The following is an 18,178-nucleotide window of genomic DNA, read 5'->3' as shown; positions in this document are numbered from 1 at the left end:
CACATATTACAGGCGGGGTCGAGAGCCGGCTGGATGACAATCATCACCCGCGGCCCGACCGGACAGTCATTCCTCGGCGCGCCCCGACCACCACCCGACCGTGTGGCCGATGTGGGTGCGCATCAGCGCTTCTGCCCCCGCTGCGTCACCCGTCAGCAGGCGATCCAGGAGTTCGTGGTGTTCCTCGGCGGATCGGGCGAGTTCCTGGGAGGCCAGCATGCCGGCGAGTCCCACCAGTCGGGTCCGACCGCGGAGATCCCCGATCACGGTCACCAGCATTGCGTTGCCCAACAGCTCGGTCAGTCCCAGGTGGAAGCGCTGGTCGGCCTCCAGCCAGGTGGCCAGGTCCGCATCCGCGATGGCAGTCGTCATCGCGGCTGCCAAGGAGCGGAACTCCTCGGCCTGCTGCGCCGGCAGGTGGCCGGCGAGTCGGTACATGGCCGGGGGTTCCAGCAGCAGTCGCACCTCGGCCAGCTCTGCGAGTTCCCGCGACCCGACCTCGGTGACCCGGAAACCCTTGTTCTTGACTGCCTCCACGAAGCTGCGCTTCTCGAGCTCCAGCAGCGCCTCCCGGACCGGTGTCGCCGAGACGCCGAACTGCACGGCCAGCGTCGGTACCGTCACCAGCGTCCCGGCGGCCAGCTCTCCCGACACGACGGCGGCGGTGAGTTCGCGACTCACCCTGGCGCGCAGGGTCTCGCCGGCGGGTGCCGGTTCCGGACCGCCGGGCATGGACGTCATAGCGGACATCATCGCCGATGGACGACGGCGCAGCAGGAGTGCGGTGCACCGTGCCCGGACACCGGACGGGCGGGGCGGTGACAGGATGAGATCGATGCGCGCCGCCGGAGCCCTCTCCTACCCGGCCTTCGTGCGCTTCTGGATCGCTGACGCGGTCAGCAACCTGGGGACGTTCACCTCCACCCTGGCGATCCAACTGCTGCTCATCGAGACCCTGCACGCGGACCAGACCGAGATCGGGCTGGTCCGCGCCGCGCAATGGCTGCCGTCCCTGATGTTCGGGCTGCTGGTCGGAGTGCTGATCGACCGGATGCGGCGGCGCACGGTGCTGATCGCGGCCGATGCCGCGGCGGGGATCGTGACGGCTCTGATCGCGGTGCTGGCGCTGACCGGAGCCCTGACCGTAGGGCTGTTGGTGGCGGCGGTGTTCGCGGTCGGGATCGCCATGCTGTTCTCGACTGCTGCGCGACAGTCGTTCCTCCCCGACCTGGTTCCGGTTCCGGTACTCCCCGCGGCGAGCGCCCGGCTGGAGCAGACCTGGACGGCCGCGCAGTCGGCGGGACCGTTGGTCGGCGGCGCGTTGGTGCGGTTCCTGTCCGCACCGATCGCCGTGCTGGTCGATGCGATGTCGTGGGTGATCTCTGCGGTGGTGCTCATCAGGGTCCGGGTGTCGGAGCATCCACCGGCGCCGGTCGCGGGTCGCAGTGTGGTGCGTGAGCTGCGGGAAGGAGCCGGCTGGCTGTACCGCCATCCGACGCTGAAGTGGTACGCCGTCTCGCTGCACCTGTGGTTCTTCTTCAACTCCGCGGTCAACACGGTGCTGATCTACTTCGCGACCACCGAGCTGCGGCAGAGCGCGCTGGCGGTCGGCTTCGCGCTGGCCTGTGCGGGAATCACCGGGTTCGTCGCGGCCGGGCTGTCGCCGCGGCTCGGAGCACGGTTCGGGGTGGGGACGATGTGCGCGGTGGCCGACTGGCTGACACCGCTCGGATACCTGCTGGTGGTGTTCGCGGTGCCCGGCCCGGCCGCGATCTGGTGGCTGGTGGCCGGCCAGGCGGTGTTCGGGTTCGGACTCGGCCTCAAGGGCCCACTGGAGACCAGCTACCGCAACGCTGTCGCCCCGGAACGTCTGCGCGGCAGGATGAACGGCTGCATGCGGACCTTCAACTGGGGTGCGATCGCGGTCTCGGCTCCGTTGGCCGGCTGGGCCGCGGCGACCTGGGGAAACCGTCCCACCATCGGCGTGGCGATCGGTGGTCTGGCGCTGGCCGCCCTGCTGTTGACCCTCTCGCCGTTCCGTGCCGCGGTGCTGCCGCCCGAACAACTGCCGGGAGTCACCCCGGCGCAGTGATCAGTGCTGTCCCGTGCGGCGCTTGTTCGGGGGTGTTCGTCGGGCGGTGTTTGGTTGGGTCGTGTCGGTCGGTCGGTGTTTGGTCGGGCGGTGTTTGGTCGGCGTATTTACGCCGAACCGACGGGCGGAGCACGCATTTCGTGCCGATCGGATGAGGCCGCATCGTTGACCGACGGGTCTCCGGATCGAGCGCTGGGTCCGACAGTGCGGCGCTGATGAAGCCCGGTTGTCCACAGACCTGAAGTTGTCCACACCGCGGAGGGTGGCCGGCCGGTCCGAGCGTGATCTGGGCGATCCTGCTGCAGTGATCGACGGCGGGTCGGTCCGTGGGGGAGGTGGCCAGTGGCGCCGGACGAAGTACAGGGTGAGCGGACTGCTGATGTCGGCTCCCGGCATCAGCCGCAGGTGGAACCCGAGGTGCCGGCGGAGGATCCGCGACGGGTTCTCGGCCGCAGGGGTGAGCAACTGGCCGCCGAGTATCTCGAATCGATGGGTCTGGTGGTGCTGTCGCGGAACTGGCGGTGTCGGGAGGGCGAGCTCGACATCGTCGCCACCGACGGCATCGATCGGCTCTACTTCTGCGAGGTCAAGACGCGCAGTGGCGAGGGGTTCGGGTCCCCAGCCGAGTCGGTGACGATGGGCAAACGTCGGAAGATCCGCAGGCTGGCGACGATCTGGCTGTCCGAGCACCGTCTCGGCAGTTGGAGGGCCACCCAGTTCGACGTCATCTCGGTGCTGTGGCCGCCCCAGGACGAACCCCAGCTGCGGTATCTGCCGGATGCGTTCTGATGAGCCTCGCGCGGACGTGGTCGGTCGCCCCGGAAGGGGTGTTCGGGCATCTGATCGAGGTGGAGGCCGATCTCGCGGCCGGACTGCCGGGCACCACGGTGATCGGTCTCGGCGACGCGGCCGTCCAGCAGGCCAAGGACCGGGTCAGGGCAGCCCTGGCGAACTCCGGTCTGAAGTGGCCCGACCGGAAGGTGACCATCGCGCTGTCGCCTGCTGCGTTGCCCAAGAAGGGTGCCGGGTTCGACCTCGCGGTGGCGATCGCCGTGCTCGCCGCCGACGACCGGGTACCCCTGCGCGGGGTGGTCGAGACCGCGCTGATCGGTGAGCTGGGGCTGGACGGCGGACTCCGGCCGGTACGCGGTGTGCTGCCGCTGCTGTTGGCAGCGCGCCGGGGTGGTCTGCGAGCCGCCCTGGTGCCCGTCGGCAACCTGCGTGAGGCCCTGCACGCCGGGATCCCGGTGCGAGGAGTCCCGCGGTTGGCCGACCTGGTCGCCCACCTGCGGGGCGAATCGGACGAGCTCGTCGATCGGGTCGTCGAGGAGGACCTGCCGCCGGACGAACCGCCGGACATGCTCGACGTGCTGGGTCAGCCGGTGGCCAGACAAGCACTCGAGATTGCCGCTGCCGGCGGTCATCACGTCGCCATGATCGGTCCGCCGGGAGCGGGCAAGACGATGCTGGCGATGCGGTTGCCCTCCCTGTTGCCGCCGCTGGACGAGGATGACTCCCTCGAGGTCACGGCGGTCCATTCGGTGGCGGGCACGCTCGCCGAGCGGTCGCCACTGATCACCCGCCCACCCTTCGTGGACCCGCACCACTCGGCCAGCCTGTCGGCCGTCATCGGTGGCGGCAGCGGCACGATCCGACCCGGCAGCGTGAGTCTCGCGCACCGGGGGATCCTGTTCCTGGACGAGAGCCCGGAGTTCAAGCCGACGGTGCTCGATGCGCTCCGGCAGCCACTGGAGTCCGGGCACGTGCTGGTGTCCCGAGCCTCCGGGACCGTACGGTTCCCCGCCCGGTTCCAACTGGTGCTGGCGGCCAACCCCTGCCCCTGCGCGGCCGCGCGTGACACCGACTGCTGCTGCGCCTCCGGGGTGCGGCGGCGCTATCTGGGCCGGTTGTCGGGGCCATTGCTGGACCGGGTTGACATCCGGGTCGATCTCCCGCCGGTCGACCCGTCGTCCTTCGGCGCCGGCGGAGAGGTGGTGGAGGGTTCGGCAGCCATCGGCGCCCGGGTGCAGAAGGCCAGACTCCGCTCCGAGCAGCGGTGGCGGTCCACGCACTGGCGGACGAATGCCGAGGTGCCGGGCCCGACCGTGCGCCGCTGGTTCCGCGCGCATGCCTGCGACACCGAGATCGCCGAGCGGGCGGTTCGCGTCGGGCGGTTGACGGGGAGGGGCTTCGATCGGGTTCTGCGGCTGGCGCTGACAGCCGCGGATCTGGCGGAACGTGATCGTCCGATCCGCGCCGACCTGGCCCTGGCCCTCGCCCTGCGGTGCGGGGAGGAACTGTGATCGGCGCAGCCGCGACCGGTTCATCGTCCGAACCGGCGGCGCGGGCGACGCCCGAGACCAGGATCGCCAGGGCCGGGTTGTTGCGGATGGTCGAACCGCCCTCGGCCGCGATGGTGCAGCTGGTGGCCGAGGTCGGACCCGAGCAGGCCTGGGACCTGATCGTCAGCGGCCACGTGCCGCAGTCCTGCCGGCGGGCCGTGGCTGCTCGGACCCAGGGCGTCACGGCTTCGCAGCTGCGGGCCGCGGCCGGCCGCGATCTGGACGTGGTGGCCGAACTGGGCGGAGAGTTCATCTGCCCCGAGGACGCACAGTGGCCGGCCGCGGCGTTCGACAGTTTCCAGGCGTCCGGTTCCGGGCTGTTCCCGCCACTCGGTGTCTACCTCCGCGGCACCGGATTGCCACCGCAGCCCTCCGGCGCGGTGACGATCGTCGGCAGCCGCGCGAGCACCGCATACGGACGACGCTGTGCCTCGGAGATCGCGGCCGAGCTGGCCGCGCACGGGCTGACGGTCGTGTCGGGAGCGGCCTTCGGGATCGATGCCGCAGCACATCGGGGCGCGCTGAGCGTGCGGGGCCGCGGATCGACGGCGGCGGTCCTGGCCTGCGGTATCGACATCGTCTATCCGGTGGCGCACCGCGAGCTGGTGGCCGAGATCGCCGACCGCGGCGCGCTGCTCAGCGAATACCCGCCGGGAACCACGCCGGCCAGGCACCGGTTCCTGGCCAGGAACCGTCTCATCGCCGCGCTGGCATCGGTGACAGTGGTCGTGGAGGCTGGACGGCGCTCGGGCACGGTCAGCACTGCGAACGCGGCGGCGGCGTTGAACCGGGTCGTGATGGCCGTACCGGGCCCGGTGACGTCGGCCATGTCTGTGGGCTGCCACGACCTGCTGAGGTCCGGGCAGGTGGTGATCGCCACCAACGGGCAGGACGTGCTGGAGGCCGCCGGAGTCCGCACCGCCCTGAGCCCGCAGGGGGTTCCGCACCGTCCCACGGACGACCTGTCGCCCGTCGTCGGCCGGGTCTACGAGGCGCTGCCCGGTTCCGGAACCCGCACGGTGCGGGAGCTCGCGACGGAAGCCGGCATCCCGGCGGTCGAGGTGCTTGCGGCACTCGCGGAGCTCGACCTGGTGGGTCTGGCCCGGGCGGACAGCGGCACCTGGGGACGACGATGACATCGGCGGCTGCTGTCCGGAAGCCGCCGGCAACACACGGCCGCTCTCCGCCCCGTCATCCCGAGCGCTCCAGGACGGTGCTCCAGAGCGGTGCTCCGGGACGGTGCTCCTGGCTGCGCTCCGCAGCGCGCCGCCTTGACCGCGGGGCAGCCGCCGGGCACCTTCGGTGCATGGCTGTCGGTGGTGGTGCCCCGCGCCGCCCGGTTCGGGCGGCCCAACGTGCCGAGCTGTCCGGTGCCGTCCGCGCCGTGCTGGACGACTACGAGCGTCATCTGACCAGCGAACGGTCCGTCTCGACTGCCACGGTGCGGGCCTACCTCGGCGACGTCGTCTCGTTGATGACCCACGTGGCACGGATGGGCATCGAGCACCCCACCCAGCTGACCCTGCCCGCGCTGCGGAGCTGGCTCGCGCTGCAGCGCACCCACGGCGCCGCGACGACCTCGCAGGCCAGGCGGGTCGCGGCCGTCAGGGCGTTCACCGCCTGGTGCCTGCGTACCGCTCGGATCGACACCGATCCCGGCGCTCGGCTGGCATCGCCGCGAACAGGCCGCTCGCTGCCCGAGATCCTGCGCGAGGACCAGGCGGAAGCACTGCTGGACACCGCGGCGGCCGCGGTCGGGTCGGCGGTGCGGTGGGAATCCGACACCGCGGCAGACGCGCCGGCCCGTGACCCCGCCGCGGCGGCGCTGCAGCACGCCCTCGCCCGCCGCGATGCGGCAATGCTGGAGGTGTTGTACGCCAGCGGGATCCGGGTGTCGGAACTGGCAGGGCTCTGTCTCACCGACATCGACGCCGGACGCAGGATCCTGCGCGTGGTCGGCAAGGGCGACAAGGAACGCGCCGTGCCGTACGGCGTCCCCGCGCAGCGCGCCATCGAGGGCTGGCTGGCCGCCGGCCGACCGCACCTGTCGACGCAGGACTCGGGCGACGCGCTGTTCCTGGGTGCCCGTGGTGGTCGGATCGACCCGCGCGCCGTCCGCTCCGTCGTCCGGCGGGCAACCGCCACCGAGCTGGGCAGCGACGGGGTCAGCCCGCACGCGCTGCGGCACAGCGCTGCGACCCATCTGCTCAACGGCGGCGCCGACCTGCGGACGGTCCAGGAGATCCTCGGACATGCGGGGCTGGGAACGACTCAGATCTACACCCACGTCTCGAACGAACGACTGGCCGCCGTCTACCGACAGGCACACCCGCGTGCGTGATCAATGGTGAGCCGATCGGGTGATGTTTGCCGGTATCGTGCCCATGGACGCAACGAAGCGCGCGTCTGCGCATCTACGGGGTAGCCCATCAAGGACAAGTCGTCACAACAGCGGGAGTTCGAATGCACCGAATCAGCACAGGCGCGCGTACCGCGTTCCGGGGGATCGCGATCGGCGGGGTGGCCATTGCGCTGGTGACGATGCCCACCGTGTCCGCTGACGCCTCCATGCCTGCCGCGGCTGCGGCAACGGCACCGGTGATCCAGCAGACCGCGGCAGCGGTTGCCCAGCTCAGGCCCACCATCACGGCCACCGCCAAGGCTTCGACGATCCGCCTGGGATCGGCAGTCTCGGTCACGGGCAAGGTGTCCGGATCCAAGCGCGTCCCGACCGGCCGCGCGGTGGTCAACGTGAACGGTGTTCCGCGCTCCAACGTGAAGGTCGCCTGGAACGGCACCTTCACCGCGAACATCACCGGGCTCGGCCCAGGCACCTACACCTTTGCCGTCCGATATGCCGGCGACACCACCTATGCCGCCCGCTACTCGGCAGGCTTCCGGGTCGTGGTCCAGACGCTTTCGCGCACTGCCGTGAGCTCCTCGACCCGGATCGTCTACGGCGACACGCTGGCCGTCTCCGCCAAGGTCTCCGCATCAGGCGTCCATACCCCCTCGGGTCGGGTCGCCTTCTACGTCTCCGGCCACGGCTTCGCCGCCGGCAACCTCAGCGGCGCTGTCGCCACCGCGACGGTGCCAGTGCTCAAGCCCGGCCGGTATCGCGTCGACGGCCGGTACCAGGGCTCCTCGCCGGTGCTCGGCAGCGTCGGCTCCCGGTTGTTCGACGTGGTCCGCGCTCCGTCGTCGGTCGACGTGGTCCTGGGCAGCACGACGCTGGAACCCAACACCCGCGGCACCCTGAAGCTGGCCGTCTCCGGTACTGCCGTCGCACCGGCCGGCTCAGCCGCGATCCTCGTCGACGGTGTTGCGAAGGCCACCGTCCAGCTGGCCGCAGGCCGCGCCTCCGTCACCCTGCCGGTGATCGCCGCCGGGAGCCACTCTGTGTCGGTGCGCTACGGGGGCAACAGCTACTACATCGGCAGCACATCCGCATCCGTGACCCTCAAGGTCAAGGCGGCGTTCGTGAACGGCTGCAACGGGGCCGCCAGGGCCTGTGCCGACCTGACCCACAATCTCGCGTGGATCCAGGAGAACGGCAGGATCATCTACGGCCCGGTCCCGATGCTGTCCGGTCGGCCCGGCTACCGCACCACCACCGGGATGTTCTCCGTCTACTGGAAGGACATCGATCACGAGTCGTCCATCTTCGACTCGGCCCCGATGCCCTACTCGATCTTCTTCAACGGCGGCGAAGCCTTCCACGAGGGAAGCCTGAGCATCAGGTCGCACGGCTGCGTCCACCTCGGGAACACCGCGGCCCGGTACTTCTGGAGTGCACTGGACTACGGCGATGCGGTGCACGTCTTCGGGTACGCGCCCTACTAGACCGCGCGGCGTCGCTGCGAGCGGCAGCCGACCCAGCGTCACCCCCACGAGCCGTGGAGCCGATCAGCGGCTCCACGGCTCGAGGCGTATCCGGATCCTGCCGATGAGCAGCATCGGGTCGACGTACGTCTGCGGACCCAGTCGGGCTCCCCAGTGCAGACAGCCCCGTGGGGCACACGACGGATGACCTGGCGACAGCGTCCCGATCGGCTGACCGGCCGCGACGCGCGCGCCGGCGGAGACCGACGGATCGACGGGCTCGTAGGTGGTCCGCAGCCCGGAAGCATGCTCGATCGACACCACCCCACGGCCGGCGAGCGGACCCGCGAAGACGACGGTTCCTGCCCCGGCTGCCCGCACCCTCGATCCCGGTGTCGCAGCCAGGTCGACGCCGCGATGGCCGCGGCCGTAGCGCTCGGCAGGTGGGCGGAAGGGCGTCAACACGACCGGTGCGCCCGCGAGCGGGGCGACGAACCCGTTGCCGGAAGGCCCGTCCCGAGCGGTGCCCTGGAGGGACACCGGCAGCACGGGTGTGGGAGCCGGGCCGGTGCCCGCCGCCGGACCGGATCCCAGCACGAGGACGACCAGCAGCGGCCACTGCACGGCAGACCGGATGGAGGGGTGGACGAAGACCATCTCCCGAGGGTCCTGCAGGCCACGTAGATCGGGGCTCCGGGCGGCTGTCGATGTGGACGGAGAACTCCTCTGTTGACAACTCGCCAGACCGCTGGCCGTGCCGTCCGACCTGCCAGGACGACGTGTCGAGCGCTCGGGTCCCATCCCGTAGGATGGACTGAGCATCCCGCACCAGCGGGGTGACTTCGCGCGTCCTTTCCAGCGGCCGATGTACGAAAGCCGCACCGGCGGATGTTCCTCCAGGTCCTCGATCGCAAGATCGGGGCAGGGACACCGAGGGCGCCAGGGCTGTGCGGTCACCGACCGCGAGCATCAACCGAAACCGCGTCATGCGGCCGGAATCGGGCACCCCGGGCGACCGGGAGGGCCAGGTCGGCATGCGCACGAGCAGGAAGGACAGCCATGGCTGTCGTCACCATGCGTCAGTTGCTGGACGCAGGTGTCCACTTCGGACACCAGACCCGTCGCTGGAACCCGAAGATGAAACGGTTCATCTTCACCGAACGCAACGGCATCTACATCATCGATCTCCAGCAGACGCTGTCGTACATCGACCGTGCCTACGAGTTCGTCAGCCAGACCGTCGCCCACGGCGGGACGGTGCTGTTCGTCGGCACCAAGCGTCAGGCGCAGGAGGCCATCGCCGAGCAGGCGACGCGCGTCTCGATGCCCTACGTGAACCACCGCTGGCTGGGCGGCATGCTCACCAACTTCTCCACCGTGCACAAGCGTCTGCAGCGTCTCAAGGACCTCGAGGCGATGGAGACCTCCGGCGAGTTCGACGGCCGCACCAAGAAGGAGGTGCTGCTGATGACCCGCGAGAAGGACAAGCTGGCCAAGACCCTCGGCGGCATCCGCGACATGGCCCGCGTGCCGAGCGCCGTCTGGATCGTCGACACCAAGAAGGAGCACATCGCCGTCGGCGAGGCTCGCAAGCTGAACATCCCGGTCGTCGCGGTGCTGGACACCAACTGCGACCCGGACGAGGTCGACTTCCCGATCCCGGGCAACGACGACGCGATCCGCTCCGCCGGCCTGCTCACCAAGGTCGTCGCCGAAGCCGTTGCGGCCGGGCTCATCGCCCGTTCCGGTGGTTCCGCCGAGACCGGTGAGGAGCCGCTCGCCGAGTGGGAGCGTGAGCTGCTGCAGGAGAGCAAGGCTGCCGAGGCGCCCGCTGACGGTGCTGCTGCTTCCGCTCCGGTCGAGGCGCCTGCCGCCGAAGCCGCTCCTGCTGCCGAGGCGCCTGCCGCCGAAGCCGCTCCTGCTGCCGAGGCGCCCGCCGCCGAAGCCGCTCCTGCTGCCGAGGCGCCCGCCGCCGAAGCCGCTCCTGCTGCCGAGGCGCCCGCCGCCGAAGCCGCTCCTGCTGCTCCGGTCGCTGCCGAAAAGACCACCAGCTGATCTGCTTGAAGTCGGTGCCTCGCCCCGTCGGGGCGGGGCACCGCGGCCGGTCGGACCCGACAACGGGACCGACCGGTTCACCAGGACCACCCCACTCGAGTGAGGACGAATCTCCAGCATGGCGAACTACAGTGCCGCTGACGTCAAGCGGCTCCGCGAACTGACCGGCGCCGGATTCATGGATTGCAAGAAGGCGCTCGAGGAAGCCGAGGGCGACTTCGAGAAGGCCACCGAGATCCTGCGGATCAAGGGCAACAAGGACGCGGGCAAGCGTGCCGAGCGCACCACCGCGGAGGGCATGGTCGCCACCAGCGGCCACGCGCTCATCGAGCTCAACTCCGAGACCGACTTCGTCGCGAAGAACTCCGAGTTCTCCGAGCTGGCGCAGGCCATCGCCGGTGTCGCTGCCGGCGACGTCGATCCGACGGTCGAGGCCGTCCTGGCCGCGCCGCTCGGCAACGGCACCGTCGTGGACGCCGTCCAGGCGCTGTCGTCGAAGATCGGCGAGAAGCTGGTACTCAACCGGGTGGCCAAGTTCAACGGCTCGACGGCTGTCTACCTGCACAAGCGCAACCAGGACCTGCCGCCTTCCATCGGGGTGCTCGTCGCCTACGCGGGTGACGGGGGCGACGCAGCGGAGGCCGCTCGCGGCGCCGCCATGCAGATCTCGGCGTTGCGCGCTCGGTTCGTCACCAAGGACGACGTGCCGGCCGACGTGCTGGAGTCCGAGCGGCGGATCGCCGAGGCGACCGCCCGCGAGGAGGGCAAGCCGGAGGCTGCGCTGCCGAGGATCGTCGAGGGCCGCGTGACCGGGTTCTACAAGGAAGCCGTCCTGGTCGAGCAGAGCTCGGTGCGGGACAGCAAGAAGACCGTCGGAGCCCAGCTGGCCGAGGCCGGCGTCACCGTGACCGGCTTCGTCCGGTTCGAGGTGGGCACCGTCTGATGTGCCATCGCGGGGCCGTTCGGAGCGATCCGCACGGCCCCGTGGCAGCATCCGGACCGGGAACGATCCGATCCGGCACCAGCAGGGCCGACGGCCCAGTCAGCGGGAGGACTTGAGCGATGACCGAGACGTTCACCGACGAGACCACCACCGAGACATGGATCGGTGCAGGTGACGTCACTCCCTCTCCTCGCCGTCCGTTCCACCGGGTGCTGCTCAAGCTGGGTGGCGAGATGTTCGGCGGGGGAGAGGTCGGGGTCGATCCGGTCGTCGTCTCCACCGTCGCGCGGCAGATCGCCGAGGTGGTGGCCGGTGGGGTGCAGGTCGCCGTCGTCATCGGCGGCGGCAACTTCTTCCGCGGGGCCGAACTGCAGACCCGCGGCATGGACCGGGCGCGCTCCGACTACATGGGCATGCTCGGCACCGTCATGAATTGCCTGGCACTGCAGGATTTCCTGGAACGTGAGCACGGCCTGGACACCCGGGTGCAGACCGCCATCACCATGGGCCAGGTCGCCGAGCCGTACATCCCGCGCAAAGCAATCCGGCACCTCGAGAAGGGCCGCGTCGTCATCTTCGGGGCCGGCGTGGGCATGCCGTTCTTCTCCACCGACACCACCGCCGCCCAGCGCGCGTTGGAGATCGGCGCCGAGGTGGTGCTGATGGGCAAGGCGGTCGACGGGGTCTTCGATGCCGACCCGCGGGTCGTGCTGGATGCCACGATGTTCTCCGAAATCACCCACCGCGAGGTGCTCGAGAAGGGTCTCAAGGTCGCCGACGCCACCGCGTTCAGCCTGTGCATGGACAACGCGATGCCGATGATCGTGTTCAACCTGCTCGAGCAGGGCAACATTGCCAGGGCGGCCGCGGGCGAACCGATCGGTACCCTGGTGCACACCCCACGTCAGGCCTGATCCGTACCACCCGCGCCGGGAACCGTTGTCCGGCACCAGATCCGCACGATGGAAGGGACACCGATGAGCGAGGCTCTCGACATGGCACTGCTGGACGCCGAGGAGAAGATGGAGAAGGCGTTCAACGTCACCAAGGAAGACCTCGCGTCGATCCGTACCGGACGCGCGACGCCGAACATCTTCAACAAGCTCAGCGTCGAGTACTACGGTGCGCAGACGCCGCTGCCGCAGATGGCGTCCATCTCCATCCCGGAAGCGCGGATGGCGATCATCAAGCCCTACGACGCCACCCAGCTGCAGGCGATCGAGAAGTCGATCCGCGATTCCGACCTGGGCATCAACCCGTCCAACGACGGCAACATCATCCGGATCGTGTTCCCGCAGCTGACCGAGGAGCGCCGCCGCGACCTCGGCAAGCAGGCCCGCTCCCGCGGCGAGGACGCCAAGGTCACGGTTCGCAATGTCCGCCGCAAGGCCAAGGACGACATCGACAAGCTCGTCAAGGACGGCGACATCGGTGAGGACGAGGGCTCCCGCGCCGAGAAGGACCTACAGCACACCACCGACAAGTTCGTCAGCGGCATCGACGACCTGGTCAAGCACAAGGAAGCCGAACTGCTCGAGGTCTGAGCGCCGGGCCCGCACGCACCTACCCACGCACCGGACGACACCCACCCGATGACACCCATGAGCGATGACGGGCCGCCGGATCCGCCGGCCGGACCGGTCGACCCCGGCCTCCCGGCGGCCGCCCCACGGGCCTCCCGCGCCGGACGCGACCTGCCGATGGCCATCGGTGTCGGCGTCGGGCTGGGCATCCTGATCGTCGGCTCGCTGTTGCTGTACCGGCCCGCCTTCGTGGTGATCATCGCGGCCGCCGTGTTGGCCTCGGTGTGGGAGATGAGCGGCACCCTGCGCAGGGCGCGCAGTGTCGAGATCTCCTGGCTACCGGTAGGTCTCGGTGCGGTGGCCATCGTGGCAATGAGCTGGTTCTGGGGGCACGAGGCGCAGGCGCTCGGGCTCGCGCTGGCGGCCCTGGTCTGTCTGCTCTGGCGCTTCCCGCGGGGCGCCGAGGGCTACCTGCGGGACGTCTCAGCCAGCATCTTCCTGCTCGTCTATCTCGGTCTGTTCGCCTCCTTCGCCACCCTGCTGGTCCGCCCGGAGGACGGAGCCCAGCGGGCCATGGTGTTCCTGATCGTGGTGGTCTGCTCCGACACCGGCGGGTACGCGGCCGGAGCCCTGCTGGGCCGCCATCCGATGGCGCCGACCATCTCGCCGAAGAAGTCCTGGGAGGGCTTCGCCGGATCCGCCGTCGCCGCGATGATCGGCGGGGCGCTGTCCGTGTCGCTGATGCTGCACACCGACTGGTGGGAGGGCGTCGTCGTCGGTGCGGTGTTGACCGTGGTCGCGGTGATCGGCGATCTGGCCGAGTCACTGATCAAGCGCGATCTCGGGGTCAAGGACATGGGAACCCTGCTGCCTGGGCACGGCGGTGTGATGGACCGGCTCGACTCCCTGCTGCCCAGCGCCGTGGTGGCTTGGGCACTGTTGGCCGCGTTCGTCTGAACTCCCGGAACGTCCACCCGGGTCGTCGAAACGCGCTCCACCGAGTCGTGGGTCACGCCTCGCACCTCGCCCCGGAGCGGGTGTCGTGGGCCTGTGGCACGCTGGATGCATGACCGATCACACCGTCGGCCCAGGCGTTTCGGGGGGCCTTCCCAGTTATCCGAGCACGAGAGCATCCGATCCCAGGACTGCGGGGGCCGCGCTGGCCATCCGCGGTCTGGTGAAGCAGTTCGGTGAGAAGACAGCGGTCGACCACATCGACCTCGATGTCCCGGTCGGATCCTTCTTCGGCCTGGTCGGTCCGAACGGTGCCGGCAAGACCACGACACTGTCGATGGTCACCGGTCTGCTGCGGCCCGACGAGGGTCGGATCTTCGTCGCCGGCGGCGACGTGTGGGCGGACCCGGTCGCGGCCAAGGCCGACATGGGCGTGCTGCCCGACGGTCTGCGGCTGTTCGAACGGCTCTCCGGCCCGGAGCTGTCGAGCTATCTCGGTCGGTTGCGCGGCATCCCTGCCGACGAGGTCCAGCGCCGCATCCAAGGTCTGCTGGACGTCCTGGATCTCACTTCGGCCGGGAGCAAGCTGGTGGCCGACTACTCCACCGGCATGCGCAAGAAGATCACCCTCGCCGCTGCCCTTCTCCACTCGCCGTCGCTGTTGCTGCTCGACGAACCGCTCGAAGCCGTCGACCCGGTGTCCGCCAGGGCGATCCGCGGCGTGCTCTCGGACTACTGCGCCGGCGGCGGCACGGTCGTCTTCTCCTCCCACGTGATGGCACTGGTCGAAGAACTGTGCAGTCACGTCGCCGTGATGGCCGACGGCCGGATCGTCGCCAGCGGCGAGCTGAGTGTCGTCCGCGGCGACGCCGCTTCGCTGGACGACGCGTTCTTCCACATCATCGGCGGGCAGGATCGCGGGACGGAGGGCCTGTCGTGGTTGCGATCTTCGCGAGCCTGAAATGGCGGCTGGTCACCAGCCGGGTGCGGGCGTTGAGCCCGGGCAAGCGCATCCGGATGATCATCGGGCTGTGCCTCGCGCTGCTCGCGGTCGGCGCCATCGCCTACGCCCTGTCCATGCTGCGGTCCGTGCCGGAGGCCGGCTACCTGGCAGTCACCGGCCTGTTCGCCCTGCAACTCGTGGCCTGGACACTGACCCCGATGGTGGCTTTCGGGGTCGACGAGACCGTCGACCCGTCGAAGTTCGCGCTGCTGCCGATCCGCCCCGCCACCCTGCAGCGAGGTCTGCTGGTGTCGTCGGTGGTCGGCTACCTGCCGTTGTTCAACGCGGTGATCCTCATCGGCTGCGCCATCGGGCTGTCGTTCCTGGGCTGGATGCTGCCGATCGCGTTGCTGTGCATCGTGCTGCAACTCGTCACCTGCGTGGTGTTCTCCCGTGCGGCCGCCACCTCGATGGCGACGCTCATGTCGTCCCGCCGGGGGCGCGACCTCGGCATGGCCGTCGGGTTCGGCGTCCTGGTCGTCTACATGCTGGCGACGCTGGGCCTGAACTCGGGTTCGTCGGCGGGATTCGGCGCCGCGGCGCAGCGCACCGCGGAGATCCTCTCGTGGACTCCGCCAGGTGCCCTCGCCTCGTTGCCCGCCCAGATTGCCACCGAGCAGTGGGCCAGAGCAGTCGCGTCTGCCGTCATCGCGTTGGTCTTCCTGACGCTCGGCTGGCTCTGGTGGTCACGAGCGCTCCGCAAGAGTCTGGTCACCGTCGATTCCGACACCGCCTCGTCCGCACCGTCCCGCGGGATCGGCGGCGCAAGCGCGATCGGCGGAACCCTGATCGGCACCGCCCAGGTCGTGGCGGGCCGGGACCGCACCCTGATGTGGCGCGACCCCATGCGGCGGATGCCTTGGTTGATCAGCATCTTCATGGGGGTGGCGTGGCCGCTGATCGTGGTGCCCGGTGAGGGCGCAGTCTTCGCCTCCGCGTTCGGAGCGCTGCTGATGGGAAGCCAGGCGGCCAACCAGTTCGGTCTCGACGGATCCGGTCTCTGGCTGCATCTGGTGGCTTTCGGCGACCAGGTCAGGGCCAGGGGAGAGTTGCTGGGCCACAACCTCGCGGTGCTGGTGCCGGCGATCCCACTGGTCGTCGCCGTGACAGCGGCGGTTGCTGCGATCCGCGGCGGTTGGGACTTCTTCGTCCCGGCGGTGGCGATGAACTTGGCCGTCGTGGTGTGTACCGCGGCGATCGCCACCTGGCTGTCGGTATCGGTGCCCTACGCGGTCCCGCAGAGTCGCAAGTCGATGTTCGCCTCCAGCATTGCCGGCCAGCGCAGCGCCTCGTTCCGTTCGGCGTTCGGCAGCATGTTGCTCGGGCTGGCAGCAGCGTTGCCGGTCATCGGGTTCGGGGTGCTGGGGATCGTGATCGCCCCCGTGTGGTCCTGGGTAGCTCTCGTCGTTGCACTGGTTTATCCGCCGGTGCTGCTGATGGTGCTCCTGCGCCGAGCGGCTGATCAGTACCTGTCGCGGGGATCCGAGATCCTCGCGGTGGTGATGGCCGGCGATCGAGCCTGACCCGAGGCGGCCGCCTACTCGGCTGCGTCGGCCGATCGGTCCCCATCGGTGACCACGGGGATCTCGCTCGTCGGGCGAGGGTCCAGGTCGGCCGCGAAGCGCTGCGCGGTGACCCGCGATGACTCCTGCTCCGGTGGCAGCACCAGATCGGGGGCGCTGGCGACCAGTGAGCGAACGTGCTCAACGTGACCGTGCAGGTCGCCCAGCTGCGCGGTGATGGTGCGCCTCAGTTCGGTCAGTGACGACACCGCCGCGTCGGCTTCCTGCACCCGACGGTTGGCCTCGACGGTGGCGACGTGCACGAGCCGTCGCGACTCCTGGTCGGCCTGCGCCACCTGCTGCGCCGATCGTTCGGCTGCCTCGTCGAGGCGGGCCTGGGCCAGATCGACCGAAGCCCGCTCACGATCTGCCTGCACCTTCTGTGCCTCGCCGCGACGCGCGGCCATCGTGATCTCGAAGTCCTCCTCGACCTCGCGTCGGCGGGTGGCCGAGCGTTCGTCGAGCTGCTGGGCTTCGGACCTGGCGTTTCCGGTGACCTCCTGCGCGAGTGCCGTCGCCTCGCCGACGATGCGCTCCGATTCTGCGGTGCTGGTGCGCTGGAGCGTCTCGGCAGCCTCCCGGGCCTTCAGCAGGAGCTGCTCAGCGGCCGTCCGGGTGTCCTCGGAGACCTTGACCGCGTGGGCATCGGCATCGGTGGTGGTGGTGGCGGCCCGCTCGTCAGCCCTGGCGCGGACATCGCGGGAGTACTCGTCGGCCTGCGAGACGAGCGTGCGGACCTCCTCGGCCATGCCGATCCTGGTGCTCTCGCGCTCCTCGGCGAAGGCGCTCCGTTCGTCGGCGAGCAGATCGGCGTCCTGCTGCAGAGCCCGCCGTTGGTCCAGCTCAAGGGCCTGCAGCCGGGCTGCTTCGGTGGCCAGTTCGGTGCCGGTGGTGCGCACCAGCTCGGAGGTCTCCCGTTCGGTGCGCTCCCGTAGCTCAGCCGACTCGGTCTCGGCCACCGCCCTGATCTCTGCGGCTTCCTCCTCGGCGAGCCGGATCAGTCGCTGCATCCGATCCGACAGTGAGGCCACCGAGTACGGCTCGAGGGTGTTCCGGTCGAGCTGGTGGCGCAGCGAGTCGGACTCCGCCTGCGCCGCCGAGAGCTGGGTGGTCAGCTCGGTGACGCGCTGCAGGGTGGCGTCGCGGTTGGCGGTGGCGATCCGCAGTTCGTACTCGAGCGACTCGAGGTGGGAGACGACCTGCTCGGGGGAGAAGCCGCGTCGGACGATCTCGAAGGGGGCCTGTGCCGGGAGCCAGTCGTCAGCCATGCGTGGTTCCGTCCGTCGGTGCTGGTTCTTGATCGAGTACTGCGGGTTCAACGAGCTCGAGCAGGACGCCGCCGGTGTCCTTGGGGTGGACGAAGTTGATCGAGGACCCTGCGGTACCGCGACGGGGTTCGTCGTACAGCAGCCGCAGCCCGGCCGCCCTGAGGGTGTCGGCCGCAGCCCGGACGTCGGGTACCCGGTAGGCGAGTTGCTGCAGGCCGGGTCCGGACCGGTCGATGAACTTCGCGATCGTCGAGGTCGGTGAGGTGGGAGCAATCAACTGCAGCTGCGCCCGCTGGTCGCTCCCAGCCATATCGGCACCGAAACTGATCATCGCCTCCTCGATCTCATGGTCGGGATTGCTCTCCCGGTGCGCCAACCGGCCGCCGAGGACCCCGGTGTACAGCGCGATGGCCGTATCGAGATCCGGGACAGCGATGCCGACGTGGTCGACGGTCAGCACCTGCAGAGCGGCGAGTCGATCGGCGCTGGTGTCGGCGGACGTGTCGGCGGGCGTATCGGCGCACGTGTCGACAGGGTCCATGGTCCCCACCGTAGTGGGTGGACGCCCCCTCGTCGCGCTGCCGGATGCCGTGTCCGCACGCGCTGCTGGGTAC

At 69.8% G+C, this 18,178-nt stretch carries 17 protein-coding genes; 13 read left to right on the top strand and 4 right to left on the bottom strand.

Annotated elements, in window-relative coordinates; translation table 11 throughout:
- Positions 1–66: 66 nt before the first annotated feature.
- Entirely contained in the window at positions 67–741 is a 675-nt protein-coding gene (locus tag ABLG96_RS12720) for a GntR family transcriptional regulator (RefSeq protein WP_353647754.1), read from the bottom strand.
- 85 nt (positions 742–826) lie between these two features.
- Between ABLG96_RS12720 and ABLG96_RS12715 the strand changes: the two genes are divergently transcribed.
- The 6 genes from ABLG96_RS12715 (at position 827) to ABLG96_RS12690 (ending at position 8,277) form a co-directional block, all read left to right on the top strand.
- Positions 827–2,092 (top strand): MFS transporter, encoded by a 1,266-nt coding sequence (locus tag ABLG96_RS12715; protein ID WP_353647753.1) that lies wholly within the window; start codon positions 827–829, stop codon positions 2,090–2,092.
- 342 nt (positions 2,093–2,434) lie between these two features.
- A complete protein-coding gene (locus tag ABLG96_RS12710) occupies positions 2,435–2,881 on the top strand; it encodes a YraN family protein (RefSeq protein WP_353647752.1) in 447 nt (148 codons plus the stop codon).
- Complete coding sequence (locus ABLG96_RS12705; RefSeq protein WP_353647751.1) at positions 2,881–4,395, top strand: YifB family Mg chelatase-like AAA ATPase; 1,515 nt, start codon at positions 2,881–2,883, stop codon at positions 4,393–4,395. The genes ABLG96_RS12710 and ABLG96_RS12705 overlap by 1 nt, the downstream gene beginning before the upstream one ends.
- A complete protein-coding gene (gene dprA / locus ABLG96_RS12700) occupies positions 4,392–5,570 on the top strand; it encodes a DNA-processing protein DprA (protein WP_353647750.1) in 1,179 nt (392 codons plus the stop codon). The genes ABLG96_RS12705 and dprA overlap by 4 nt, the downstream gene beginning before the upstream one ends.
- A gap of 170 nt (positions 5,571–5,740) precedes the next feature.
- Positions 5,741–6,775, top strand: coding sequence for a tyrosine recombinase XerC (locus ABLG96_RS12695; RefSeq protein ID WP_353647749.1), 1,035 nt, complete (start codon positions 5,741–5,743; stop codon positions 6,773–6,775).
- Positions 6,776–6,897: 122 nt separating this feature from the next.
- Positions 6,898–8,277, top strand: coding sequence for an Ig-like domain repeat protein (locus tag ABLG96_RS12690; RefSeq protein WP_353647748.1), 1,380 nt, complete (start codon positions 6,898–6,900; stop codon positions 8,275–8,277).
- A gap of 63 nt (positions 8,278–8,340) precedes the next feature.
- Here ABLG96_RS12690 and ABLG96_RS12685 read toward each other — a convergent pair whose 3' ends face one another.
- On the bottom strand, positions 8,341–8,913 hold the full coding sequence (locus ABLG96_RS12685; protein WP_353647747.1) for a M23 family metallopeptidase: 573 nt from the start codon (positions 8,911–8,913) through the stop codon (positions 8,341–8,343).
- Between the two features lie 402 nt (positions 8,914–9,315).
- Between ABLG96_RS12685 and rpsB the strand changes: the two genes are divergently transcribed.
- The 7 genes from rpsB (at position 9,316) to ABLG96_RS12650 (ending at position 16,257) form a co-directional block, all read left to right on the top strand.
- Positions 9,316–10,311 (top strand): 30S ribosomal protein S2, encoded by a 996-nt coding sequence (gene rpsB / locus ABLG96_RS12680; RefSeq protein ID WP_353647746.1) that lies wholly within the window; start codon positions 9,316–9,318, stop codon positions 10,309–10,311.
- 118 nt (positions 10,312–10,429) lie between these two features.
- Positions 10,430–11,254, top strand: coding sequence for a translation elongation factor Ts (gene tsf / locus ABLG96_RS12675; RefSeq protein ID WP_353647745.1), 825 nt, complete (start codon positions 10,430–10,432; stop codon positions 11,252–11,254).
- 119 nt (positions 11,255–11,373) lie between these two features.
- Entirely contained in the window at positions 11,374–12,168 is a 795-nt protein-coding gene (gene pyrH / locus ABLG96_RS12670; protein ID WP_353647744.1) for a UMP kinase, read from the top strand.
- Between the two features lie 63 nt (positions 12,169–12,231).
- Positions 12,232–12,798 carry a ribosome recycling factor gene (gene frr, locus ABLG96_RS12665; protein WP_353647743.1) on the top strand — a complete coding sequence of 189 codons (567 nt, stop codon included), beginning with the start codon at positions 12,232–12,234 and terminating at the stop codon, positions 12,796–12,798.
- 57 nt (positions 12,799–12,855) lie between these two features.
- Complete coding sequence (locus ABLG96_RS12660; RefSeq protein ID WP_353647742.1) at positions 12,856–13,734, top strand: phosphatidate cytidylyltransferase; 879 nt, start codon at positions 12,856–12,858, stop codon at positions 13,732–13,734.
- A gap of 109 nt (positions 13,735–13,843) precedes the next feature.
- Positions 13,844–14,692, top strand: a complete 849-nt coding sequence (locus ABLG96_RS12655) for an ABC transporter ATP-binding protein (protein WP_353647741.1) — start codon at positions 13,844–13,846, stop codon at positions 14,690–14,692.
- Positions 14,668–16,257 (top strand): hypothetical protein, encoded by a 1,590-nt coding sequence (locus ABLG96_RS12650; RefSeq protein WP_353647740.1) that lies wholly within the window; start codon positions 14,668–14,670, stop codon positions 16,255–16,257. Before ABLG96_RS12655 ends, ABLG96_RS12650 begins: the two co-directional genes overlap by 25 nt.
- A 14-nt stretch (positions 16,258–16,271) precedes the next feature.
- On the opposite strand, the gene ABLG96_RS12645 is transcribed toward ABLG96_RS12650, so the two are convergent.
- The gene (locus tag ABLG96_RS12645) at positions 16,272–17,564 is read right to left on the bottom strand and encodes a hypothetical protein (RefSeq protein ID WP_353647739.1); all 1,293 of its coding nucleotides are present in this window, start codon (positions 17,562–17,564) and stop codon (positions 16,272–16,274) included.
- A complete protein-coding gene (gene mce / locus ABLG96_RS12640; RefSeq protein ID WP_353647738.1) occupies positions 17,557–18,105 on the bottom strand; it encodes a methylmalonyl-CoA epimerase in 549 nt (182 codons plus the stop codon). The genes ABLG96_RS12645 and mce overlap by 8 nt, the downstream gene beginning before the upstream one ends.
- Positions 18,106–18,178 lie beyond the last annotated feature (73 nt).

This window comes from Nakamurella sp. A5-74 (genome assembly GCF_040438885.1).
Lineage (GTDB): Bacteria > Actinomycetota > Actinomycetes > Mycobacteriales > Nakamurellaceae > Nakamurella.
Note: the sequence above shows the minus strand (reverse complement) of the source record. Positions and strands in the feature narration are given on the sequence as shown.

Excerpts from the sequence above, each read along its gene's own strand:
- ABLG96_RS12720 (WP_353647754.1), bottom strand. The coding sequence starts at position 741 with ATGACGTCCATGCCCGGCGGTCCGGAACCGGCACCCGCCGGCGAGACC.
- ABLG96_RS12715 (WP_353647753.1), top strand. The coding sequence starts at position 827 with ATGAGATCGATGCGCGCCGCCGGAGCCCTCTCCTACCCGGCCTTCGTG.
- ABLG96_RS12705 (WP_353647751.1), top strand. The coding sequence starts at position 2,881 with ATGAGCCTCGCGCGGACGTGGTCGGTCGCCCCGGAAGGGGTGTTCGGG.
- ABLG96_RS12695 (WP_353647749.1), top strand. The coding sequence starts at position 5,741 with ATGGCTGTCGGTGGTGGTGCCCCGCGCCGCCCGGTTCGGGCGGCCCAA.
- ABLG96_RS12690 (WP_353647748.1), top strand. The coding sequence starts at position 6,898 with ATGCACCGAATCAGCACAGGCGCGCGTACCGCGTTCCGGGGGATCGCG.
- ABLG96_RS12685 (WP_353647747.1), bottom strand. The coding sequence starts at position 8,913 with ATGGTCTTCGTCCACCCCTCCATCCGGTCTGCCGTGCAGTGGCCGCTG.
- rpsB (WP_353647746.1), top strand. The coding sequence starts at position 9,316 with ATGGCTGTCGTCACCATGCGTCAGTTGCTGGACGCAGGTGTCCACTTC.
- tsf (WP_353647745.1), top strand. The coding sequence starts at position 10,430 with ATGGCGAACTACAGTGCCGCTGACGTCAAGCGGCTCCGCGAACTGACC.
- pyrH (WP_353647744.1), top strand. The coding sequence starts at position 11,374 with ATGACCGAGACGTTCACCGACGAGACCACCACCGAGACATGGATCGGT.
- frr (WP_353647743.1), top strand. The coding sequence starts at position 12,232 with ATGAGCGAGGCTCTCGACATGGCACTGCTGGACGCCGAGGAGAAGATG.
- ABLG96_RS12660 (WP_353647742.1), top strand. The coding sequence starts at position 12,856 with ATGAGCGATGACGGGCCGCCGGATCCGCCGGCCGGACCGGTCGACCCC.
- ABLG96_RS12655 (WP_353647741.1), top strand. The coding sequence starts at position 13,844 with ATGACCGATCACACCGTCGGCCCAGGCGTTTCGGGGGGCCTTCCCAGT.
- ABLG96_RS12645 (WP_353647739.1), bottom strand. The coding sequence starts at position 17,564 with ATGGCTGACGACTGGCTCCCGGCACAGGCCCCCTTCGAGATCGTCCGA.
- mce (WP_353647738.1), bottom strand. The coding sequence starts at position 18,105 with ATGGACCCTGTCGACACGTGCGCCGATACGCCCGCCGACACGTCCGCC.